The organism is Streptomyces sp. cg35, from assembly GCF_050410835.1.
GTDB lineage: Bacteria > Actinomycetota > Actinomycetes > Streptomycetales > Streptomycetaceae > Streptomyces.
Window position 1 is genome coordinate 2,834,242 of the sequence record NZ_CP191268.1, and the last position, 18,078, is coordinate 2,852,319.

The 18,078-nt window shown below is 71.9% G+C and carries 12 protein-coding genes; 6 read left to right on the plus strand and 6 right to left on the minus strand.

Going from position 1 to position 18,078, the window contains the following annotated elements:
• Positions 1 to 53: 53 nt before the first annotated feature.
• On the minus strand, positions 54 to 473 hold the full coding sequence (locus ACQUQD_RS12955; protein ID WP_428952204.1) for a VOC family protein: 420 nt from the start codon (positions 471 to 473) through the stop codon (positions 54 to 56).
• Positions 470 to 1,339 carry a helix-turn-helix domain-containing protein gene (locus ACQUQD_RS12960; protein WP_428952205.1) on the minus strand — a complete coding sequence of 290 codons (870 nt, stop codon included), beginning with the start codon at positions 1,337 to 1,339 and terminating at the stop codon, positions 470 to 472. Before ACQUQD_RS12960 ends, ACQUQD_RS12955 begins: the two co-directional genes overlap by 4 nt.
• Before the next feature lie 145 nt (positions 1,340 to 1,484).
• Between ACQUQD_RS12960 and ACQUQD_RS12965 the strand changes: the two genes are divergently transcribed.
• Positions 1,485 to 2,600 carry a haloacid dehalogenase-like hydrolase gene (locus tag ACQUQD_RS12965; RefSeq protein WP_428952206.1) on the plus strand — a complete coding sequence of 372 codons (1,116 nt, stop codon included), beginning with the start codon at positions 1,485 to 1,487 and terminating at the stop codon, positions 2,598 to 2,600.
• Here ACQUQD_RS12965 and ACQUQD_RS12970 read toward each other — a convergent pair.
• From ACQUQD_RS12970 to ACQUQD_RS12985, 4 genes are read right to left on the minus strand one after another with little or no spacing between them, the layout of a single operon-like run.
• Positions 2,597 to 3,238 carry a response regulator gene (locus ACQUQD_RS12970; RefSeq protein WP_428952207.1) on the minus strand — a complete coding sequence of 214 codons (642 nt, stop codon included), beginning with the start codon at positions 3,236 to 3,238 and terminating at the stop codon, positions 2,597 to 2,599. The genes ACQUQD_RS12965 and ACQUQD_RS12970 overlap by 4 nt on opposite strands.
• A complete protein-coding gene (locus ACQUQD_RS12975; protein ID WP_428952208.1) occupies positions 3,231 to 4,523 on the minus strand; it encodes a sensor histidine kinase in 1,293 nt (430 codons plus the stop codon). Before ACQUQD_RS12975 ends, ACQUQD_RS12970 begins: the two co-directional genes overlap by 8 nt.
• 37 nt (positions 4,524 to 4,560) lie before the next feature.
• Complete coding sequence (locus ACQUQD_RS12980; RefSeq protein ID WP_428952209.1) at positions 4,561 to 5,343, minus strand: ABC transporter permease; 783 nt, start codon at positions 5,341 to 5,343, stop codon at positions 4,561 to 4,563.
• Positions 5,340 to 6,260, minus strand: a complete 921-nt coding sequence (locus ACQUQD_RS12985; protein ID WP_428952210.1) for an ABC transporter ATP-binding protein — start codon at positions 6,258 to 6,260, stop codon at positions 5,340 to 5,342. Before ACQUQD_RS12985 ends, ACQUQD_RS12980 begins: the two co-directional genes overlap by 4 nt.
• Positions 6,261 to 6,422: 162 nt before the next feature.
• On the opposite strand from ACQUQD_RS12985, the gene ACQUQD_RS12990 reads away from it, so the two are divergent.
• The 5 genes from ACQUQD_RS12990 (at position 6,423) to ACQUQD_RS13010 (ending at position 18,063) form a co-directional block, all read left to right on the plus strand.
• Complete coding sequence (locus ACQUQD_RS12990; RefSeq protein WP_428952211.1) at positions 6,423 to 8,279, plus strand: ABC transporter ATP-binding protein; 1,857 nt, start codon at positions 6,423 to 6,425, stop codon at positions 8,277 to 8,279.
• Entirely contained in the window at positions 8,276 to 10,150 is a 1,875-nt protein-coding gene (locus tag ACQUQD_RS12995; protein WP_428952212.1) for an ABC transporter ATP-binding protein, read from the plus strand. Before ACQUQD_RS12990 ends, ACQUQD_RS12995 begins: the two co-directional genes overlap by 4 nt.
• Before the next feature lie 603 nt (positions 10,151 to 10,753).
• Positions 10,754 to 12,832 (plus strand): M4 family metallopeptidase, encoded by a 2,079-nt coding sequence (locus tag ACQUQD_RS13000; protein WP_428952213.1) that lies wholly within the window; start codon positions 10,754 to 10,756, stop codon positions 12,830 to 12,832.
• 269 nt (positions 12,833 to 13,101) lie between these two features.
• Positions 13,102 to 14,667, plus strand: coding sequence for a M4 family metallopeptidase (locus ACQUQD_RS13005; protein ID WP_428952214.1), 1,566 nt, complete (start codon positions 13,102 to 13,104; stop codon positions 14,665 to 14,667).
• A gap of 117 nt (positions 14,668 to 14,784) precedes the next feature.
• Complete coding sequence (locus ACQUQD_RS13010; RefSeq protein WP_428952215.1) at positions 14,785 to 18,063, plus strand: NACHT domain-containing protein; 3,279 nt, start codon at positions 14,785 to 14,787, stop codon at positions 18,061 to 18,063.
• The last annotated feature ends 15 nt before the right edge of the window (positions 18,064 to 18,078 follow it).

The window sequence follows — 18,078 nt, forward strand, 5'->3', positions numbered from 1 at the left end:
TCGCGCAGTTCCCCGCGCCCCTGAAAGGCACACTCCGTGCGCCTCCAAGGCGGTCAGGCCCGGGGCTCACCCCGGTACGTGCCGAAGGACCACTTGTTGCCCTCAGGGTCGAGGATGGCGAACTCGCGGCTTCCGTATGGCTGGTCCTCGATCTCGCGGAGGATCTTGACGCCCGCGTCGACGAGCCGCGCGTACAGCTCGTCGACCCGGTCGGTGACGACGTACGCGCCGAACGTGCCCGGCTTCAGGCACCAGGTGCCAGGATCGGCGTCGGGCTTGTGGGAGCCCATCATGATGCCGCCGCCCTCGGGCCAGTCGAGCTGGGCGTGGGCGACGCGGTCGCCGTCCTCGTAGACGGCCGTGCGCAGGAAGCCGACGGTGTTCACGAGGAAGTCGATCAGGGCGTGGGCGTCCTCGGCCTGGAGGGAGGGCCAGATCGCCGGTTCGCGCAGGGTGTTCTCGTGGGCGTTCATGACGTCGATTCTTCGCCGTTGAGGTGGCCGCCGGCTTGGATGTTCCGGCACTCCTCCGAGATCCACCCGGTCGGGCTCAGCCCCGTGTACCGGTGAAACGCCCTTACCAGGTGGGAGTGGTCGCAGTAGCCGTGCTCGGCGGCGACCCGGGACAGGTCCGGCGGGGCGCCGGCCGCGACGGCACGCACCACGGCGGCCTTCGCGTGCCCGAAGCGCATGAGGCGGGCGGCCTGCCCGGGGCTCAGGCCGGTCTCGGCGCGGAAGAGGGTGGTCAGGCGGCGCTCGCTCAGGGCGACGTGCGCCGCGAGGCCGGGCAGGGTGCCCGCGCCGCGGTGCCGGGCGAGCCAGGTCCAGGCCTCGACGACCTCGGGCCGTACGCCCGCGAACGGGTCGCCGGCCCGCTCTGTCAGGTAGCCGGACAGCCGGGCGAACCGTGCGCGCCAGTCGGCGGATTCGGCCAGTTCCTCGCGGACCCGGGCGGCGGAGGGCCCCAGGACGTCCGTCCCGTCGACGACCACGTGCCCGGTCAGTTCCGCGCTCGGCACGCCGAGGACAGCGCGGGCCGCCAGCGGGTGCACGGCGAGCTGGACGCCGGCCTCGTGCGCGGGCTGCGCGATGAACGCCGGACGCTGGTGCAGGCCGCCCACGACGATGTCGGTGCGGTGCGCGTCCGCGCCGGTGGCCTGCTCGGGGGTCCCGCCGCTGACGACGGGACCGTCGAGGGAGAAGATCACCGTGAGGTACGGGGAGGGCAGGCCACGGTGGAGCGCGGGGCGCATGCCCTGCGTGCGGTAGCCGACCGCCGAGACGATCGGCCCGCCGGGCCGTGGCGTGGCCCGGACGAATTCGCGGGAGCCGGGGCTCATGCCTTCCAGTATGCGGCGCCGGGGCGGAGCTCGCCGGGCGGTCTCACGGGGCTTGCCGCTACCCGTGTCCGTCAGGTGCATGCCCGTCACGCGCGGTGACTTCGATCATGGCGCGGGGACCGGGGCCGCCCTACCGTGGCCCGCCGTGAACCTCGCCAAGAGAGACTCCCTGCGCAAGAAGCCCTTCCTGTTCGGTGCCGTGGGCGTCGCGGTCGCCGCCGCTGTCGCCACGACCGTGCTGTGGCCGGGCGCCGACGCGACCGCGGCGGCAGACCGTGACGACGCCGCCGTGCGGAGCGTGGCCGCCGAGCTGAAGCACTGGCCGCGGCCGGAGGCCACCCGGCTCGCCCGGGTGATCGCGGCGCACGCGGACCAGGGCGCGTACGCCACCTTCGACGCGGACAACACGACGTACCGCAACGACCTCGAAGAGTCGCTGCTGCCGTTCCTGGAGACGAAGGGCGTCCTGACGCGGGACACGATGGACCCGTCGCTGAAGGTGATCCCCTTCAAGGACACGGCCGCGCACAAGGAGACGCTGACCGAGTACTACGACCGGCTGTGCGAGGTCGACGACCAGGTCTGCTACCCGTGGGCCGCGCAGATCTTCTCCGGGTTCACGCTGAAGCAGCTCAAGGGGTACGTCGACGAGCTGCTGGCCTACGACAAGCCGCTGCCGGGCGGCGCGGAGCCGCCGGAGTTCTCCGAGGGGATGCGCGAGCTGTACCACGCGCTGCGCTCGCACGGCATCGAGGTGTACGTGGTGAGCGCCGCGAGCGAGGACCTCGTACGGATGGTGCTGGCCGATCCGAAGTACGGCTACGACGTGAAGCCGGAGAACGTCATCGGTGTCGCCGCGCTCCTGAAGGACCGCAAGACGGGTGACGTGACGAGCTCCCGCAAGGAGATCGCCGCCGGTACGTTCGACCAGAAGGCCCTGGAGAAGCGCGAGTTGACGCCGACGCTGTGGGCCCCGGCGACCTGGTACGAGGGCAAGCCCGCGGCCATCAGCACGTACGTCGACGCGTGGCGGAAGCCGATTCTCGCCGCCGGGGACACGCCGAAGAGCGACGGTCCGATGCTGTTCCGGTCGGTGGACGTGGCGCACGGCGGGGTCCGCGTGTGGGTCAATCGCAAGGACAGCTACATGAAGGAGCTGGACGCCATGAAGGCGGACGGCGTGAAGCGGCAGAAGGAGCTGGGCCAGAAAGTCACCGCCGACAAGCGGTGGGTGACGGTCACACCGGACCAGATCGGCTAGCCGAGGATCTTGCGGTCGTACGCGACCGCGACCGCCGCCGCCCGGTCCTTCACGCCCAACTTGGCGTAGATGTGCGTGAGATGGGTCTTCACCGTCGCCTCGCTGATGAACAGCTCGCGCGCGATCTCCTTGTTCGAGGTGCCCCTGGACACCAGGAGCAGGACCTCGCGCTCGCGCGAGGAGAGTGTCTCGTCGGCGGGGGCGGTGGGCGTCCGCACGGCGGTGACCAGGCGCGAGGCGACCGCCGGGGAGAGCACGGAGCGGCCCTCGGCGGCGCCGCGGACCGCGGTGAACAGCTCCTCGCGCGGGGCGTCCTTGAGCAGATAGCCGGTGGCGCCCGCCTCGATCGCGGGCAGGGTGTCGGAGTCCGTGTCGTACGTGGTGAGCACGAGGACGTGGGCGCGGGCCCGGCGCCGGGTCAGCTCCCGGATGGCGTCGACGCCGCCACCGCCCGGCATGCGCAGGTCCATCAGGACGACGTCCGGGTCGAGTTCGGCGACGCGGGCGACGGCCTCGACCCCGTTCGCGGCCTCGCCGAGCACCTGGAATCCGGCGGCGGAGTCGAACATGCCGCGCAGGCCGTCACGGACCACGGGATGGTCGTCGACGATCAGGAGCGTGATCACTGGGTCAGTCATGGCGCACCAACGGTACGCGAGCCGAGATCGCCGTGCCGCCGCCCGGCTCCGCCTCGACCGTCAGGTCGCCCGCGATGCGCTCGGCCCGGGCCCGCATGCCGTCGAGGCCGAAGCCGCCGCTGCCGGTGCGGGCGGTGCGATGGGACACGGTGAGCGGGTCGAAGCCGATGCCGTCGTCGCGGACGTCCAGGGTGACCTCGCCGGCCATGAAGGACAGGGTGACGCCGAGACGGGTGGCGCGGGCGTGCCGGGCCGCGTTCGACAGGGCCTCCTCGACGATGCGCAGCAGGGTCGCCTCGATCTCGTCGTGCAGTGGCTCGGCGGCGCCGGTGAGGGTGAACTCGGCGCGTACCCCGGTGCGGTCGGCCCAGTCGGCGACCGTCTTCTTGAGCGCCTCGGGCAGAGAGGCGTCGGCCAGCGCCGCCGGGGAAAGGTTGTGCACGGAGCGGCGGGCCTCGCCGAGGCTGTGCCGGGCGAGGCCGGACGCGCGGTCGAGGTGCTCGCGGGCGGCCTCCGGGGTGGGGGCGTTGGCGACGACCTGGAGCTGGGCGATGATCCCGGTCAGGCCCTGGGCGATGGTGTCGTGGATCTCGGCGGCCAGCCGGCGGCGTTCGTCGGCGACGCCGGCTTCCCGCGCCTGGACCAGGAGTTGGGTGTGCAGCTGGGCGTTCTCGTCGAGGGCCTGCTGGAGCGCGGTGTTCGTGCGTTCCAGCTCGGCGATCGTCTCGGCCTGGATCAGGGCCCGCTCGTTCTCCTTGGCGTTGAGGTGCCCCATGATCGCGGCGAGGGTCAGGTTGACGGCGAGGAGCCCGCCGAACACGGCCCAGGCGACGGCGCCCTGCGGCGGCAGCCCGCCGGACTGGGCTCCGGCCACGATGACGACCGCGGCGAACACGCCCGGCCGGACCATCCGGCGCGGCACCAGCCGCTCGACGTCGAAGTAGGCGGCGGCCGCGTAGAACGAGAAGAACGGATTGGTCAGGGCGAGGACGAACGCGAGCGCCCAGCGGATCCAGAAGTACGCGACGCTGACCGGCGTCCGGCCGGGCCTGGTGCGCATCGCCCGGTACCACCACACCTGGAGGGCCAGGGCGGCGAGCGACAGCGGCACGCAGACGAAGAAGTCGAGGCGGTTCATGCCGACGACGTCGGCCGTCGCGGCGGACAGGACGACGGAGACACCGAGCAGGCCCAGGGGCCCGTAGCGGTGGAAGCTGGCCCAGCGCTCCTCCACGCTCATGGCCGCGGCGGCAGCGGCGCTGTCCGGTCCCGTTCCCGTCGTCATGCGTCCAGTCTGCACGGCCGCGGCCTCGCTCATCGGGTCACTCCCAGCGGAACCAGCGCGCGGCGGCGCCGGACAGCAGGACGGCCCACGCGGCGAGCACGCCCAGGTGGATCCAGGACGGCCAGTGTCCGGCGGCGGCCTCGTTCAGGGCCTGCGCGGCGGCGCCGAACGGGGTGGCCTGCACGATGTCGGCGAGGACGCGCGGCATCGACTGCACCGGCAGCCACACCCCGGCGCAGAACATGCTGGGGAAGAACACGGAGGAGCCGATGGCGCTCGCGAGCTTCTGGGTGCGGGCGCGGGCGGCGACCAGCGCGCCGAGCGACAGGGCGACGACGACGGACAGGACGAGCGCGAGGAGATAGCCGAAGGCCTGCTCGGGCAGGGCGACGTCGAAGGCGAGCCGTCCGATGGCGAGCGACAGCAGCGACGAGGCGAGGGCCGCGGCGCCGTGGATGGCCATCTGCGCGCCGAGCAGGGCGGACGGCCGTACCGGCGTCGTCGACATGCGGCGCAGGACGCCGTGCTCCCGGTATCCGGCGAGGACCGGCGCCATGGCCTGCAGGCCCGCGACGATGAGCGGGAGCAGCACGGTGATCGGCACGTAGGCGTCGATCAGGCGCAGCCCGCCGGGGCCCGAGTCGGGCTCCCGGAACGCCGGGACGGAGCCGAGGATCACCAGCAGGAGCGGCGGGAAGGCCATGACGCCGAAGAGGGCTCCGGGGTCCCGCAGGAAGAGGCGGATCTCGGCCTTCAGGACGGCGGTGTCGGCGGCGGGCCGGCGCCGCGGGGTGGCTGGGGTGGCGGTGGCGGTGCTCATGACTGGCCGGCTCCCGTCAGGTCGAGGAACGCGTCGTCCAACGTGGCGTCGGCGACGCGGAGTTGGTGGGCGGTGATGCGGTGCCGGGCGAGCAGCGTGAGCACGGCGTCGACGGTCTCGTCGCTGCCGGTGAGGGTCACCCGGCCGTCCTTGTGCTCGACGGAGGCCAGTTGGGGCAGGGCCGTCAGCTCGCGGTCGTCGAGCGGCGCGGACGGGGTGAAGGAGATGACGGTCGCCCCGGCGGCCTGGCGGATCAGCCCGTCGGGGGTGTCGAGGGCGGCGATCCTTCCGCGGTCGATGACGGCGATGCGGTCGCACAGCCGCTGCGCCTCTTCCATGAAGTGCGTGACGAGCAGGACGGTGACTCCGCTGTCCCGTACGTCCTCGATGAGCTGCCAGGTGTCGCGGCGGGCGCGTGGGTCGAGTCCGGTGGTCAATTCGTCGAGGACGACGACGCGCGGGTTGCCGACGAGGGCGAGCGCGATGAACAGGCGCTGTTTCTGGCCTCCGCTGAGCCCCGCGAACCGCGTGCCGAGCTTCTCGTCGAGCCGCAGCCGCTCGGCCAGCGGCCGCCAGTCGAGCGGGTCCGGGTAGAAGGCCGAGTACAGCTCCAGGGCCTCCTTGACGGTCAGTTTCGGCTGGATCTCGCTCTCCTGGAGCTGGGCGCCGAGGATGCGGGTGACCTGGTCGTGGTCGCGTACGGGGTCGAGGCCCGCGACCCGCACCCGCCCCTCGTCGGGGACGCGCAGGCCCTCGACGCACTCGACGGTGGTGGTCTTGCCCGCTCCGTTCGGCCCGAGGATCCCGAAGATCTCGCCCTCCTCGACGGCGAACGAGATCCCGTCGACGACGGCCCGCCCGGCGTACGCCTTGCGCAGCCCGGCGACCTCGATGAGTGGTGCGGCGGTGGTGGTCATGGCACCAGCGTCGCCGGACGGGGGCGGCCGGGGCATCGGCCATCGCGCTCGAAGGGGGATCAACCGATCGGTTGATGAGGGGTACGACCTCGGACGCCGGCGGCCGGACGCCGTCCGAAACCCGGTGGGCGATGTCAGTGCCGAACCGTAGTCTCACCCCTGATGGCGACTGATGATGCAGCTACCACGGACCCCGGCCGGATCGACCCACCGTCCCAACTCGCGGCGCCTGTACCGCAGTCGGCGGTACGGACCCTGCTGCGGCTGTGGCCCTACGTACGGCCGGTGCGGGCCCGGTGGGCGGGCGCCGCCGTGGTGGCCGTGCTCGCGTCGTGTCTGGGGCTCGTGTTCCCGCTGGTGCTGAAGTGGATCGTGGACGGGCCGGTCACGGACCGTGATCCGGGCGGGGTGTGGCTCGGGGCCGGGGTGCTGCTCGCGCTCGGCGTCGCGGAGGCGCTGCTGTTCGGGCTGCGGCGCTGGCTCGTGGCGCGGCCGCTCGCGGGGGTGGAGGCGGCGATGCGGGCCGATCTGTACCGGCATCTGCAGCGGCTGCCGGTGTCGTTCCACGACCGGTGGGCCTCGGGCCAGCTGCTGTCGCGCGGCACGACGGACCTGATGGTCGTGCGGATGTTCCTCGCCTTCCCGCTGACGTTCCTGATCGTGAACGGGGTGACGATCGCCGCCGGGCTCGCCCTGCTCGTCGTGCAGGACTGGGGGCTCGGCCTGGTCCTGCTCGCGCCGGCCGTGCCGCTGATCGTGGTCTGTTACCGGTTCGAGCACGGGTACGCGCAGGCGTCCCGCCGCGCCCAGGACCAGGTCGGCGATCTGACGACCGTCGTCGAGGAGTCGGTGCTCGGCATCCGGATCATCAAGGGGTTCGGGCGGCACCGCAGCCAGGCCCGCGCCTTCCGTGACCTGTCCCGTACGCTGCGCGGCACCGAGCTGGCCAAGGCGCGGCTGCTCGCCGGCATCCTCGCGGTGATCACGCTGCTGCCGGAGGCGGCCCTCGGCGCGGCCCTCGTCATCGGCACGGTCCAGGTCGCGGACGGCGCGCTGTCGGCGGGCACGCTGGTGGCGTTCCTGTCGACGGCGCTCGCGCTGCGCTGGCCCATCGAGTCCATCGGCTTCCTGCTGGCGATGAGCCAGGAGGCGGCGACGGCGACCCGGCGGTACTTCGAGGTGATGGACGCCGCGGAGGAGGATCCACGCGTGCGCCCGCAGGCCGATGCCGACGGCACGGACGGCGGACTCCGCTTCGACGGCGTGGAGTTCCGCTACCCGGACGCCGCCGAGGACTCCGAGCCGACGCTGCGCCGCATCGATCTGCACATCCGGTCCGGCGAGACGATGGCCCTGGTCGGCGCGACCGGCAGCGGCAAGACGACGCTGACCGCGCTCGTGCCCCGGCTGTACGACGTCACGGCGGGGCGCATCACGCTCGACGGGCGGGACATCACCGCCGTCCCGCGCGAGGAGCTGCGCACGCTGGTGTCGATGGCGTTCGAGGAGCCGACCCTGTTCTCCGCGTCGGTCGCCGAGAACGTGCTGATGGGCGCGCCGGACAGCACGCCGGAGCAGTTGGAGCGGGCGCTCGGGGTGGCGCAGGCCGACTTCGTGCGGCGGCTTCCGGGCGGCGTCGGCACGGAGGTCGGCGAGCAGGGGCTGAGCCTGTCGGGCGGCCAGCGGCAGCGCCTCGCGCTGGCCCGCTCCGTCGTGGGCGGGCCGCGCTTCCTGATCCTGGACGACCCGCTGTCCGCGCTCGACGTGCACACGGAGGCCGCGGTGGAGGCGGCGCTGCGCCGGGTCCTCGCGGACAGCACCGCACTCGTCGTCGCGCACCGCCCGTCCACGGTGCTGCTCGCCGACCGGGTCGCCCTGCTCTCGCAGGGGCGCGTCACGGCGGTGGGCACCCACCACGAACTGCTGCGCACGAACGCGGAGTACCGGCATCTGATGTCGGGGGACACGGCGGACACGGCGGACACGGCAGGCGACACGGGGAAGGCGGCGCGGGCATGACGACCACCACGAACACGGACATGACCACGGAGCCCGAGGAGGACGAGGAGGTCCGGCTCCCCTACCCCGGCGGCCCCGGCGACCCGTTCGACCAGGACGACCTGCCCACGTCGAGCGGCGCGACGGGCGTGCTGCTGCGCTCGCTGCTCGCGCCGCACCGGCGCACGGCCTGGCTCACCGTCCTCGCCCTGCTGCTGCAGCAGGCGGCGGTGCAGTCCGGACCGCTGATCGTCGCGTACGCCATCGACAGCGCGGTGCCCGCGTTCCGGACGCACGACTACGGTCCGCTGGTCGCGGTCGGCGTCGGTTTCCTGCTCACCGCGTGCTGCTCGGCCGCCTTCCAGTACGCGTACGTCCAACTGTCCGCCCGCGTCAGCCAGAACGTGCTGCTCGATCTGCGCGGCCGGATCTTCCGGCACGCGCAGGCGCTCAGCGTCGACTTCCACGACCGGTACACCTCGGGCCGGGTCATCTCGCGGGCCACGACGGACGTCGAGTCGCTGCGCGAGCTGCTCTCCGAGGGCCTGCAGGAACTGGTCAACGTCATCCTCGCCTCGCTCTACATCACGGCGATGCTGCTCTGGCTGGACCTGGGCATCGGCGCGGTCGCGGCGCTGTCCTTCGTGCCGCTGTACTTCCTGATCCGGCTGTACCGGCGGCGGGCCGCGCAGGCGTACGGGGAGCGGTCGTCGGCGATCGCGGCGGTCATCGTGAAGTTCGTCGAGACGATGAACGGGATCCGGCCGGTGCGGGCGTTCCGCCGGGAGCGGGCGAACGACGAGCACTTCGGCGTGCTGAACCACCGGCACGAGCGGGCCAACGGCACCGCCATGCTGGAGATGGCGCGCTATGTCGTCGCCTCCCGCCTGATCGCGAACACGGCGGTGGCGGGCATGGTGCTGTGGGGCGCGTACCGGGTGGCGGGCGGCACCCTGGCGCTGGGCGTGCTGGCGGCCGCGGTGCTCTTCGTCCGCCGGCTCTACGACCCGATCGACCGGCTCGCGATGTTCCTCAACTCGTACGAGTCCGCGGCCGCGTCCCTGAAGAAGATCGCGGGCCTGCTGGAGCAGACGCCGTCGGTGCCGGAGCCGGGCACGCCGCGCCCGCTGCCCGCGCTCGCCGACGAACGGCCGGGCCGCGAGGTCGCGTTCGACGACGTCTCCTTCGGCTACCGCACGGGCGGCGAGGTGCTGCCCCGCTTCGACCTCACCCTGCCCGCCGGACAGACGGTCGCCGTGGTCGGCTCCACCGGTGCGGGCAAGTCCACGCTGGCCAAGCTGCTCGCCCGCTTCTACGACCCCTCGCACGGGCGGGTCCTGCTCGACGGCGTCGACCTGCGCGAGCTGTCCAACGCGGAGCTGCGGCGCGGGGTGGTGATGGTGACGCAGGAGGCGTTCCTGTTCTCCGGGACCGTCGCCGAGAACATCGCGATCGGGCGACCGGAGGCGAGCCGCGAGGAGATCGTGCGCGCGGCGAAGGCGATCGGCGCGCACGACTTCATCACCGCGCTGCCCGACGGCTACGACACGGATGTGCGCAAGCGCGGCGGCCGGATCTCCGCGGGGCAGCGGCAGTTGGTGGCATTCGCCCGGGCACTGCTCGCGGACCCGGCGGTGCTGATCCTCGACGAGGCGACGAGCTCCCTCGACATCCCCGGGGAGCGGGCGGTGCAGCGGGCGATGCTCACGGTGCTGCGCGGCCGCACGGCCGTGGTGATCGCGCACCGCCTGTCCACGGTGGAGATCGCGGACCGGGTCCTGGTGATGGAGCACGGCAGGGTGGTCGAGGACGGCTCCCCGGCGGAACTCATCGCGGGCACGGGCTCCTTCGCGGACCTGCACCGGGCCTGGCGCGAAAGCCTGGTGTCCTGACCCCGCCCGCCTCCGCGACCTCAAGCAAATCCAGCCCCTCCGGCGCTTGAGGAGCGGGGCCCGGGGCAGAGCCCCGCAACCTCAACACACACCCAGCCGCTCGACACGCGAGGCCCACAACAGAGCCCCGCGGCCTCAACACCAGCACGGGGGACGAAAAGCAGCCACGGCCGAGCAAGGCCCCCCACCCACCCCACCGCTCCCACATGCACACCCCACCCCCGCCCACCAGCCGGACCCCACCATTCCGGACACCCGGCAAGACTCCTCACCACGACGTACCGCGAGGTAGACGCCCCACACCCCCACCCTCCGGACCACTCCCACCCCACCCACCCCCACCCCGCATATCGAACATGGCCCCCCGCGCACCGAACCATTTCTGGCCAACCTGTTGGCGCGCTCCTGACAGACGGCGCTCTCTGCTGCCACTCTTCCCAACGGCCGCCGCACAGCTGCCCCACAGCACCGAAGCGCGCGGCCACCGCACCTTCTCCATGCGTCAAACCCGCACTGCCTGCACTGCGTTCTGCCCGCACGGCCACCCGCCGTCCGGTCCCCACTGGCCGCGCAACCACCGCGGCCACGCAGAAGGAGTCAGCGTTGAGAAGCACCTCCACCTCCCACAGACGCCGGGCCACTGCCGCCGCGGCCGTCGGAGCCGTCACCGCCCTGCTCGCCGTCGCGTTCCAGTCGGGCCCGGCCACCGCGGCCGACGCCCGGGACGCGAGTCCGGCGGCACAGGCCACCGCGAACGCCACGCGCGGTGCCGACCCGGGCGCCCTGCCCGTGAAGCTCTCCCCCTCCAAGCGCGCCGAACTGCTGCGCTCGGCGAACTCCACGAAGGCGAAGGCCGACACCGCGAAGGACCTGGGCCTCGGTGCCAAGGAGAAGCTCGTCGTCCGTGACGTGCTGCAGGACCGCGACGGCACCACCCACACCCGCTACGAGCGCACCTACGACGGACTCCCGGTCCTCGGCGGCGACCTGATCGTCGACACCGCCAAGTCCGGTGCCGAGCAGGGTGTCACGAAGGCGTCGAAGGCCCAGCTCAAGGGCGTGGACACGACGGCCGACGTCAAGCCGGCCGTCGCCGAGACGCAGGCGCTGAAGCTCGCGAAGGCCGACGGTTCGAAGAAGACCGAGGCGTCCCGCGCGCCGCGCAAGGTCGTGTGGCTGGGGCAGGGTGCGGCCAAGGGGCAGCCCACGCTCGCGTACGAGACCGTGGTCGGCGGTCTCCAGGAGGACGGCACGCCGAACGAGCTGCACGTCATCACGGACGCGGCCACCGGCAACAAGCTGCACGAGTGGCAGGCCATCGAGACCGGCACCGGCAACACCCAGTACAGCGGGACCGTGACGCTCGGCACCGCGCAGTCCGGATCGTCGTACACCCTCAATGACACCGGGCGCGGCGGCCACAAGACGTACAACCTCAACCGCGGCACGTCGGGCACCGGCACCCTCTACTCGGGCACCGACGACACCTGGGGCAACGGCCAGGCCTCCAACACCGAGACGGCCGCGGCCGACGCCCACTACGGCGCCGCGCTGACCTGGGACTACTACAAGAACGTGCAGGGCCGCACCGGTATCCGCGGCGACGGCGTCGGCGCGTACTCCCGGGTCCACTACGGCAACGCGTACGTGAACGCGTTCTGGGACGACAGCTGCTTCTGCATGACGTACGGCGACGGCAGCGGCAACACCAAGCCGCTCACCTCGATCGACGTGGCCGCGCACGAGATGACGCACGGCGTCACCTCGAACACCGCGGGCCTCAACTACAGCGGTGAGTCCGGCGGTCTGAACGAGGCGACCTCCGACATCTTCGCGGCGGCCGTCGAGTTCTACGCGGGCAACACCTCCGACCCGGGCGACTACCTCGTCGGCGAGAAGATCAACATCAACGGCAACGGCACCCCGCTGCGCTACATGGACAAGCCGAGCAAGGACGGCGCGTCCAAGGACGCCTGGTACTCCGGTATCGGCTCGATCGACGTGCACTACTCGTCGGGCCCGGCCAACCACTTCTTCTACCTGCTCAGCGAGGGCAGCGGCGCGAAGGTCGTCAACGGGACGAGCTACGACTCGCCGACCTCCGACGGCCTGCCCGTCACCGGCATCGGCCGCGACAAGGCCGCGCTGATCTGGTTCAAGGCGCTGACCACGAAGTTCACGTCGACCACCAACTACGCGGGGGCGCGCACCGGTGCGCTCGCGGCGGCCGGTGAGCTGTACGGGACGACGTCCACCGAGTACAAGGCGGTGCAGGACGCGTTCGCCGCGATCAACGTCGGCGCCCGCTCCGGCGGCGGCGACCCGGGCACCGGCAAGACGTTCACGAACGACGCCAACGTCAACATCCCGGACTCCCCCGGCGCGGCGGTCACCTCGTCCGTGACGGTCTCCGGCATCACCGGCAAGGCGCCGTCCACCCTGAAGGTCGGCGTCGACATCGTGCACACGTGGAGCGGTGACCTCCAGGTCGACCTGGTCGGCCCGAGCGGGAAGGCGTACCGGCTGCACTCGTCGGTGTACGACCCGACCCCCAACATCCAGACCACGTACACGGTCAACGCCTCCACGGAGACGGCCAACGGCGTCTGGAAGCTGAAGGTCCAGGACCTCGGCGCGCAGGACACGGGCTACATCAACAGCTTCAAGCTGACGTTCCCGTAACCGTCCCGCCCCAGCTGGGCGCGTCGCTCCGGTGGTTCGACTCCCCGGGGCGGCGCGCCCGTTCACGTGCCGGCCCGTTCATGTTCCGTTCGCAATACGTGCGTCAGTTTTCGCTCAACGGACGAATTCCGGCCAACCTGCGATCGCGTACATGACACAGCCGGTCCTCAACTGTCAAAGTTTTCCCGCAGTGTTCGCACCGCAAGCATCATCCGCACCACCCGCACGGCAAAGCTCACTCCCCCCACATCACTCAAGGAGCTTTCTTCGTGACTCCCCACATATCCCGTCGCACGACCCTGTCCATCGCCACGGCCGTCGCCGCCGGCGCTCTGCTGACCACCGCGCTGACCACCACCGGCGCCTCCGCCCAGCCCTCCGCGCCCGCGGCCACCCCACTGGCCCTCAGCGCATCGGCCCGGGCGGACCTGATCCAGGACGCGAGCGCGAAGACCGCCGCCACGGCGAAGGAGCTGAAGCTCGACTCGAAGGAGAAGCTGGTCGTCCGTGACGTGGTCAAGGACCGCGACGGCACCACGCACACCCGCTACGAGCGCACCTACGACGGCCTGCCCGTCCTCGGCGGCGACCTCGTCGTGCACGAGTCGAAGTCCGGCAAGCGCGAAGGCGTCACCAAGGCCACGTCGAAGTCGATCGACGTCGCGACCGGCGGCGCCTCCCTCAAGGCGGCCCCGTCCGGCGCCCGCAAGATCGTCTGGGCGGCCACCGGCACGCCCAGACTCGCGTACGAGAAGGTCGTGAAGTCCACCAAGAAGGACGGCACGCCGAGCCGGCTGCACGTCGTCACGGACGCCGCGACCGGCAAGAAGATCACCCAGTTCGACGAGATCAAGACCGGCACCGGCGAGTCCGAGTACAGCGGCAGCGTCGAGATCGGCACGACCCAGTCGGGCTCGTCGTACGCGCTGACCGACGGCACCCGCGGCGGCCACTCCACGTACGACCTCAAGAACGGCTCGTCCGGCAAGGGCACGCTGTTCACCGACGCCGACGACAAGTGGGGCGACGGCACGGTCAACGACCCGGCGACCGCCGGTGTCGACGCCGCCTACGGCGCCCAGGAGACCTGGGACTTCTACAAGGAAGTCTTCGGCCGCAGCGGCATCAACGGCGACGGCAAGGGCGCCTACTCCCGCGTCCACTACGGCAACGCGTACGTCAACGCGTTCTGGGACGACAGCTGCTTCTGCATGACGTACGGCGACGGCGAGGGCAACAAGAACCCGCTCACCGCCCTCGACGTGGCCGCGCACGAGATGAGCCACGGCGTCACGGCGGCCACCGCCGGCCTGATCTACAGCGGCGAGTCCGGCGGCCTGAACGAGGCGACCTCGGACATCTTCGGCACCTCGGTCGAGTTCTACGCGAACAACAGCGAGGACGCCGGTGACTACCTCATCGGCGAGAAGATCGACATCAACGGCGACGGCTCCCCGCTGCGCTACATGGACAAGCCGAGCAAGGACGGCGCCTCGCTCGACGCGTGGAAGACCGGCGCGGGCAACGTCGACGTGCACTACTCGTCCGGCATCGCGAACCACTTCTTCTACCTGCTCAGCGAGGGCAGCGGCAAGAAGACGATCAACGGCGTCGACTACGACTCGCCGACCTCGGACGGCTCGACGGTCACCGGGATCGGCCGCGACAAGGCCGAGCAGATCTGGTTCAAGGCGCTGACGACGTACTTCACGTCGAGCACCAACTACGCGGCGGCGCGCACCGGCACGCTGAGCGCGGCGAAGGACCTGTACGGCGCGGACTCCGCCGAGTACAAGGCCGTGGACGCGGCCTGGGCGGGCGTGAACGTCAAGTAGCCGATCACCGAGCCTGATCCGAGGGGCGCACGGGAGCCGACTCCCGTGCGCCCCTGATTCTGTCCTGTTGGGCGCATCCGCAGCCCCAACGTCCCCTGTCTGCCCGATAATTGACGGATGACTGCGGATGCGGACCGCCAAGAGACGGCGTCCAAGGCGGAATTGCTGCCCAGACTCGGCTGGCTCGCCGCTCTCCTCGTACCGCCTTCCGCGCTGACCGGGTTCTTCCACGATCTGGTCCGCGAGCACTACGTGGTGGCCGCCGTGCTCTTCCTCGGGTACGCGGTGGTCCTCACCGCGGGCCGGTTCGCGGGCGGATTCGCCCGGGATCTCGTGGCGATGCGCCGCCGGCGCTGGCTGGACAGCGCCGACAGCGCCCTCAGCCGCCGGATGAGCTCCTTCGGGCGCGTCTACACGCAGTTCCTGGCGCAGAGCCTGCGCGTCATGGAGCAGAAGGGACTCGCGACCATCGGGCACTACGCGCCCGAGCTCGACGACGTCTACGTCAACGTGAGCCTCGCCTACCGGGCCCCGGGACAGATCCCCGAGGACGTGCTCACCGACCACCCCACGGACGAGCGCCGCTCGATCACCGACTTCCTCGACGGCGAACAGGGCCAGGTCCTCGCCGTCGTCGGCGCTCCCGGCACCGGCAAGACGACGCTCCTGCGGCACACGGCCCGCCGCGCCTGCCTGGCCAGGGAGCGGCGGACCCGTGGCGTTCCCGTGCTGCTGTACCTGCGCAGCGTCGCCGACGATCTCGTGGCGAACGAACGGCTCCCGCTGGCCGACGTGATCCGGTCGGGCCTCGGGCGGTACGCGCAGGAGGAACCGCCGGGCTGGTTCGAGGAACGGCTGGAGGCCGGGGACTGCCTCGTCCTGCTGGACGGCCTCGACGAGGTCGCGGATCTGCTGGACCGCCGCATCGTCGTCAACTGGGTCGAGCGGCAGATCAAGGAGTACCCCGGCAACGACTACGTCATCACGTCCCGGCCCCGCGGCTATCTGAGCGCCCCGGTGGAAGGCGCGACGGTCCTGCAGACCCGGCAGTTCACCGACGAGCAGATGGCCAGGTTCATCCACAGCTGGTACCTGGCGGTCGAACGGCACGCGAGCCCCGAGGGCGCGGAGGACACCACGTCACGGGCGGAGGACCAGGCCGGGGACCTGCTGACCCGGCTGCGGGCCAACCCCGACCTCTACGACCTGACGGTGAACCCGCTGCTCCTCACCATGATCGCCAATGTGCACCGCTACCGGGGCGCGCTGCCCGGCAGCCGGGCCGATCTGTACCGGGAGATCTGCCAGGTGATGCTGTGGCGCCGGCACGACGCCAAGCAACTCGTGGTGCAGCCGCGCGGCGCGCAGAAGGAGACGGTCCTGCGGGAGCTGGCGTTCAAGATGATGACCGCGCGCACCGCCACCCACAGCCGCAGCCAGTGCGAAGAGGCCCTGCGCCAGGTCCTGCCGCGCGTCTCCGCACAGCTCACCGCGGAGGCCTTCCTCGACGACGTCAGTTCGAACGGTCTGCTGGTGGAGCGCGAGAAGGGCCTGTACGGCTTCGCTCACCTCACCATCCAGGAGTACCTCGCCGCCGAACACGTACGGGAGAAGGGACTCGTCGAGACACTGGTCGACGCCGTGGAGGACGACTGGTGGCGGGAGTGCACCCTGCTGTACGCGGCCGGAGCCGATGTCGGTCCCGTGGTGGAGGCGGGTCTGCGCGCGGGCAGCGTGTCGGCCCTCGCCCTGGCCTTCGAGTGCGCCGAGGAGGGCAACGAGCTGGACCCGGAGCTGCGGGCCCGCCTGGAGCGGCTGCTGGACGCGCCCGCCGACGCCCGGTTCGACGACGAGCACCGCAAGCTGGTCGACGGCGTCTTCCTGCTGCGACGGCTGCGCGGCACCAAGCGGACCGGCGACGGAGGACGGCTGTGCGCCCCGGTCGACGCCCACACCTACGCCCGCTTCCTGCGCGACCGCGGCGGCTGGGACGGAGCGGCGCGCCCCGACTGCGCCGACGTTCCCGCCGATCACGAAGTGGTGACCGGCGTGCGCTGGCGCGACGCCCGCGCGTTCGTGGACTGGGTGAACGAGACGGTGGGCGGACCGGCCCGGTTCCGGCTGCCGCACACGGCGGAGATGGACCCGCAGCAGGTGTACGACGTCTGGACGGCGGAGCCGCCGGACGGCCTCGGCCGCGATCCGCTGTGGGTCGGGGCCGCCCGCCTCGACCCGCGCCGCGTGACGACCGCCGAACTCCAGGCCCGGGTCGGCAAGGACGTCTCCGGGCCGTCGCTGGCCCTGAGCCTGCGGACGGCGGTGCTGGTCATGCGGGTGCGGCGCGCGGTCAAGCTCGTGGTGCGGCTGACCACGGACACCGACCAGCCGCTCCGTGCCCAGTGGGCGCACCTAGAACAGACGCTGAGCACGCTGCACCGGCAGAGCCTCGCCCTCGACCCGGACTTCGGTCTGGGCGTCACCGACGATCTCGCGGCGGTCGACGCCGTGGCCCGGCACGCCCGTCAGCTGCACCTCGACGACTGCAACCGGTTCATCACGCTCCTGGAGGAGGATGTCCTGCGTGAACTCGGTTCCCTGCCCAGGAGGTTGACCGAGGGAAGGAACGACGAGGCGGCCCGTTCGCTGAGCGGCGTCTGGCAGCGGGTCCAGGTGACGGTGCAGGAGCTGTCGGCTCCGGGCTCCGACCAGCGGCGCCGCCAGCGACGCCCGCACCTGGACCTCGTGGAGACGGCACTCGCCGGGGACCTCGCCAGCGCGGCCACCAGTCGCTCCGACGGCGACCGCTTCAGGGCGGCCGCCCGACGCTCCGACGGCGACCGCGCCGCGACGGCCCCTCGCCCCGACGCGGCGACGAAACGGATCCTGGCCCTGCGCAAGGACGTGTACGCACTCGACGTGGGCGGATCCCTGTCACTGGCGGCGTCGCGGTACTCCGCCCGGCTGCATCACACACCGTCGGACAAGCGGGACACGGTGGCCTTCGAACTCCCCCTCGGGTCCCCGCGGGAGTGGATCGCCGAGCCCCATCAGGCGGCCCGGCGGATCGGCCCGTTGGCGCACCGCCTGGTGGAGACCGTCCGTGGCGACGCCGCGGCACACCGCTTTCTCGCCGAACAGGCCCGCGCCGTCGACGAGCACGCCGTCTCGCTGCTGCGCCGCGGGCACCGCCCCGACGCCCGGACGTTCCGGCGGGCCCGGCTCGCCCTCGCGATCCTCGCCGCCGAAGCGGAGCGCCCCTCGGACCGCGGCGGCCCCGGGGACGAGGCGTCGGCCACGGAGTTCCGCTTCGCCGCCGCGTCACTGGCCTGGCTGGAGGACCGCTACGACAGGGCGCGCCCGGCCTCGGAGAGCATCGTGCTCCTCGCCCTCGACTGACCGTGCGCGCCCGCG

Excerpts from the sequence above, each read along its gene's own strand:
- ACQUQD_RS12985 (WP_428952210.1), bottom strand. The coding sequence starts at position 6,260 with ATGACCACCACCGCCGCACCACTCATCGAGGTCGCCGGGCTGCGCAAG.
- ACQUQD_RS12955 (WP_428952204.1), bottom strand. The coding sequence starts at position 473 with ATGAACGCCCACGAGAACACCCTGCGCGAACCGGCGATCTGGCCCTCC.
- ACQUQD_RS12960 (WP_428952205.1), bottom strand. The coding sequence starts at position 1,339 with ATGAGCCCCGGCTCCCGCGAATTCGTCCGGGCCACGCCACGGCCCGGC.
- ACQUQD_RS12970 (WP_428952207.1), bottom strand. The coding sequence starts at position 3,238 with ATGACTGACCCAGTGATCACGCTCCTGATCGTCGACGACCATCCCGTG.
- ACQUQD_RS12980 (WP_428952209.1), bottom strand. The coding sequence starts at position 5,343 with ATGAGCACCGCCACCGCCACCCCAGCCACCCCGCGGCGCCGGCCCGCC.
- ACQUQD_RS12975 (WP_428952208.1), bottom strand. The coding sequence starts at position 4,523 with ATGACGACGGGAACGGGACCGGACAGCGCCGCTGCCGCCGCGGCCATG.
- ACQUQD_RS13010 (WP_428952215.1), top strand. The coding sequence starts at position 14,785 with ATGACTGCGGATGCGGACCGCCAAGAGACGGCGTCCAAGGCGGAATTG.
- ACQUQD_RS12995 (WP_428952212.1), top strand. The coding sequence starts at position 8,276 with ATGACGACCACCACGAACACGGACATGACCACGGAGCCCGAGGAGGAC.
- ACQUQD_RS12990 (WP_428952211.1), top strand. The coding sequence starts at position 6,423 with ATGGCGACTGATGATGCAGCTACCACGGACCCCGGCCGGATCGACCCA.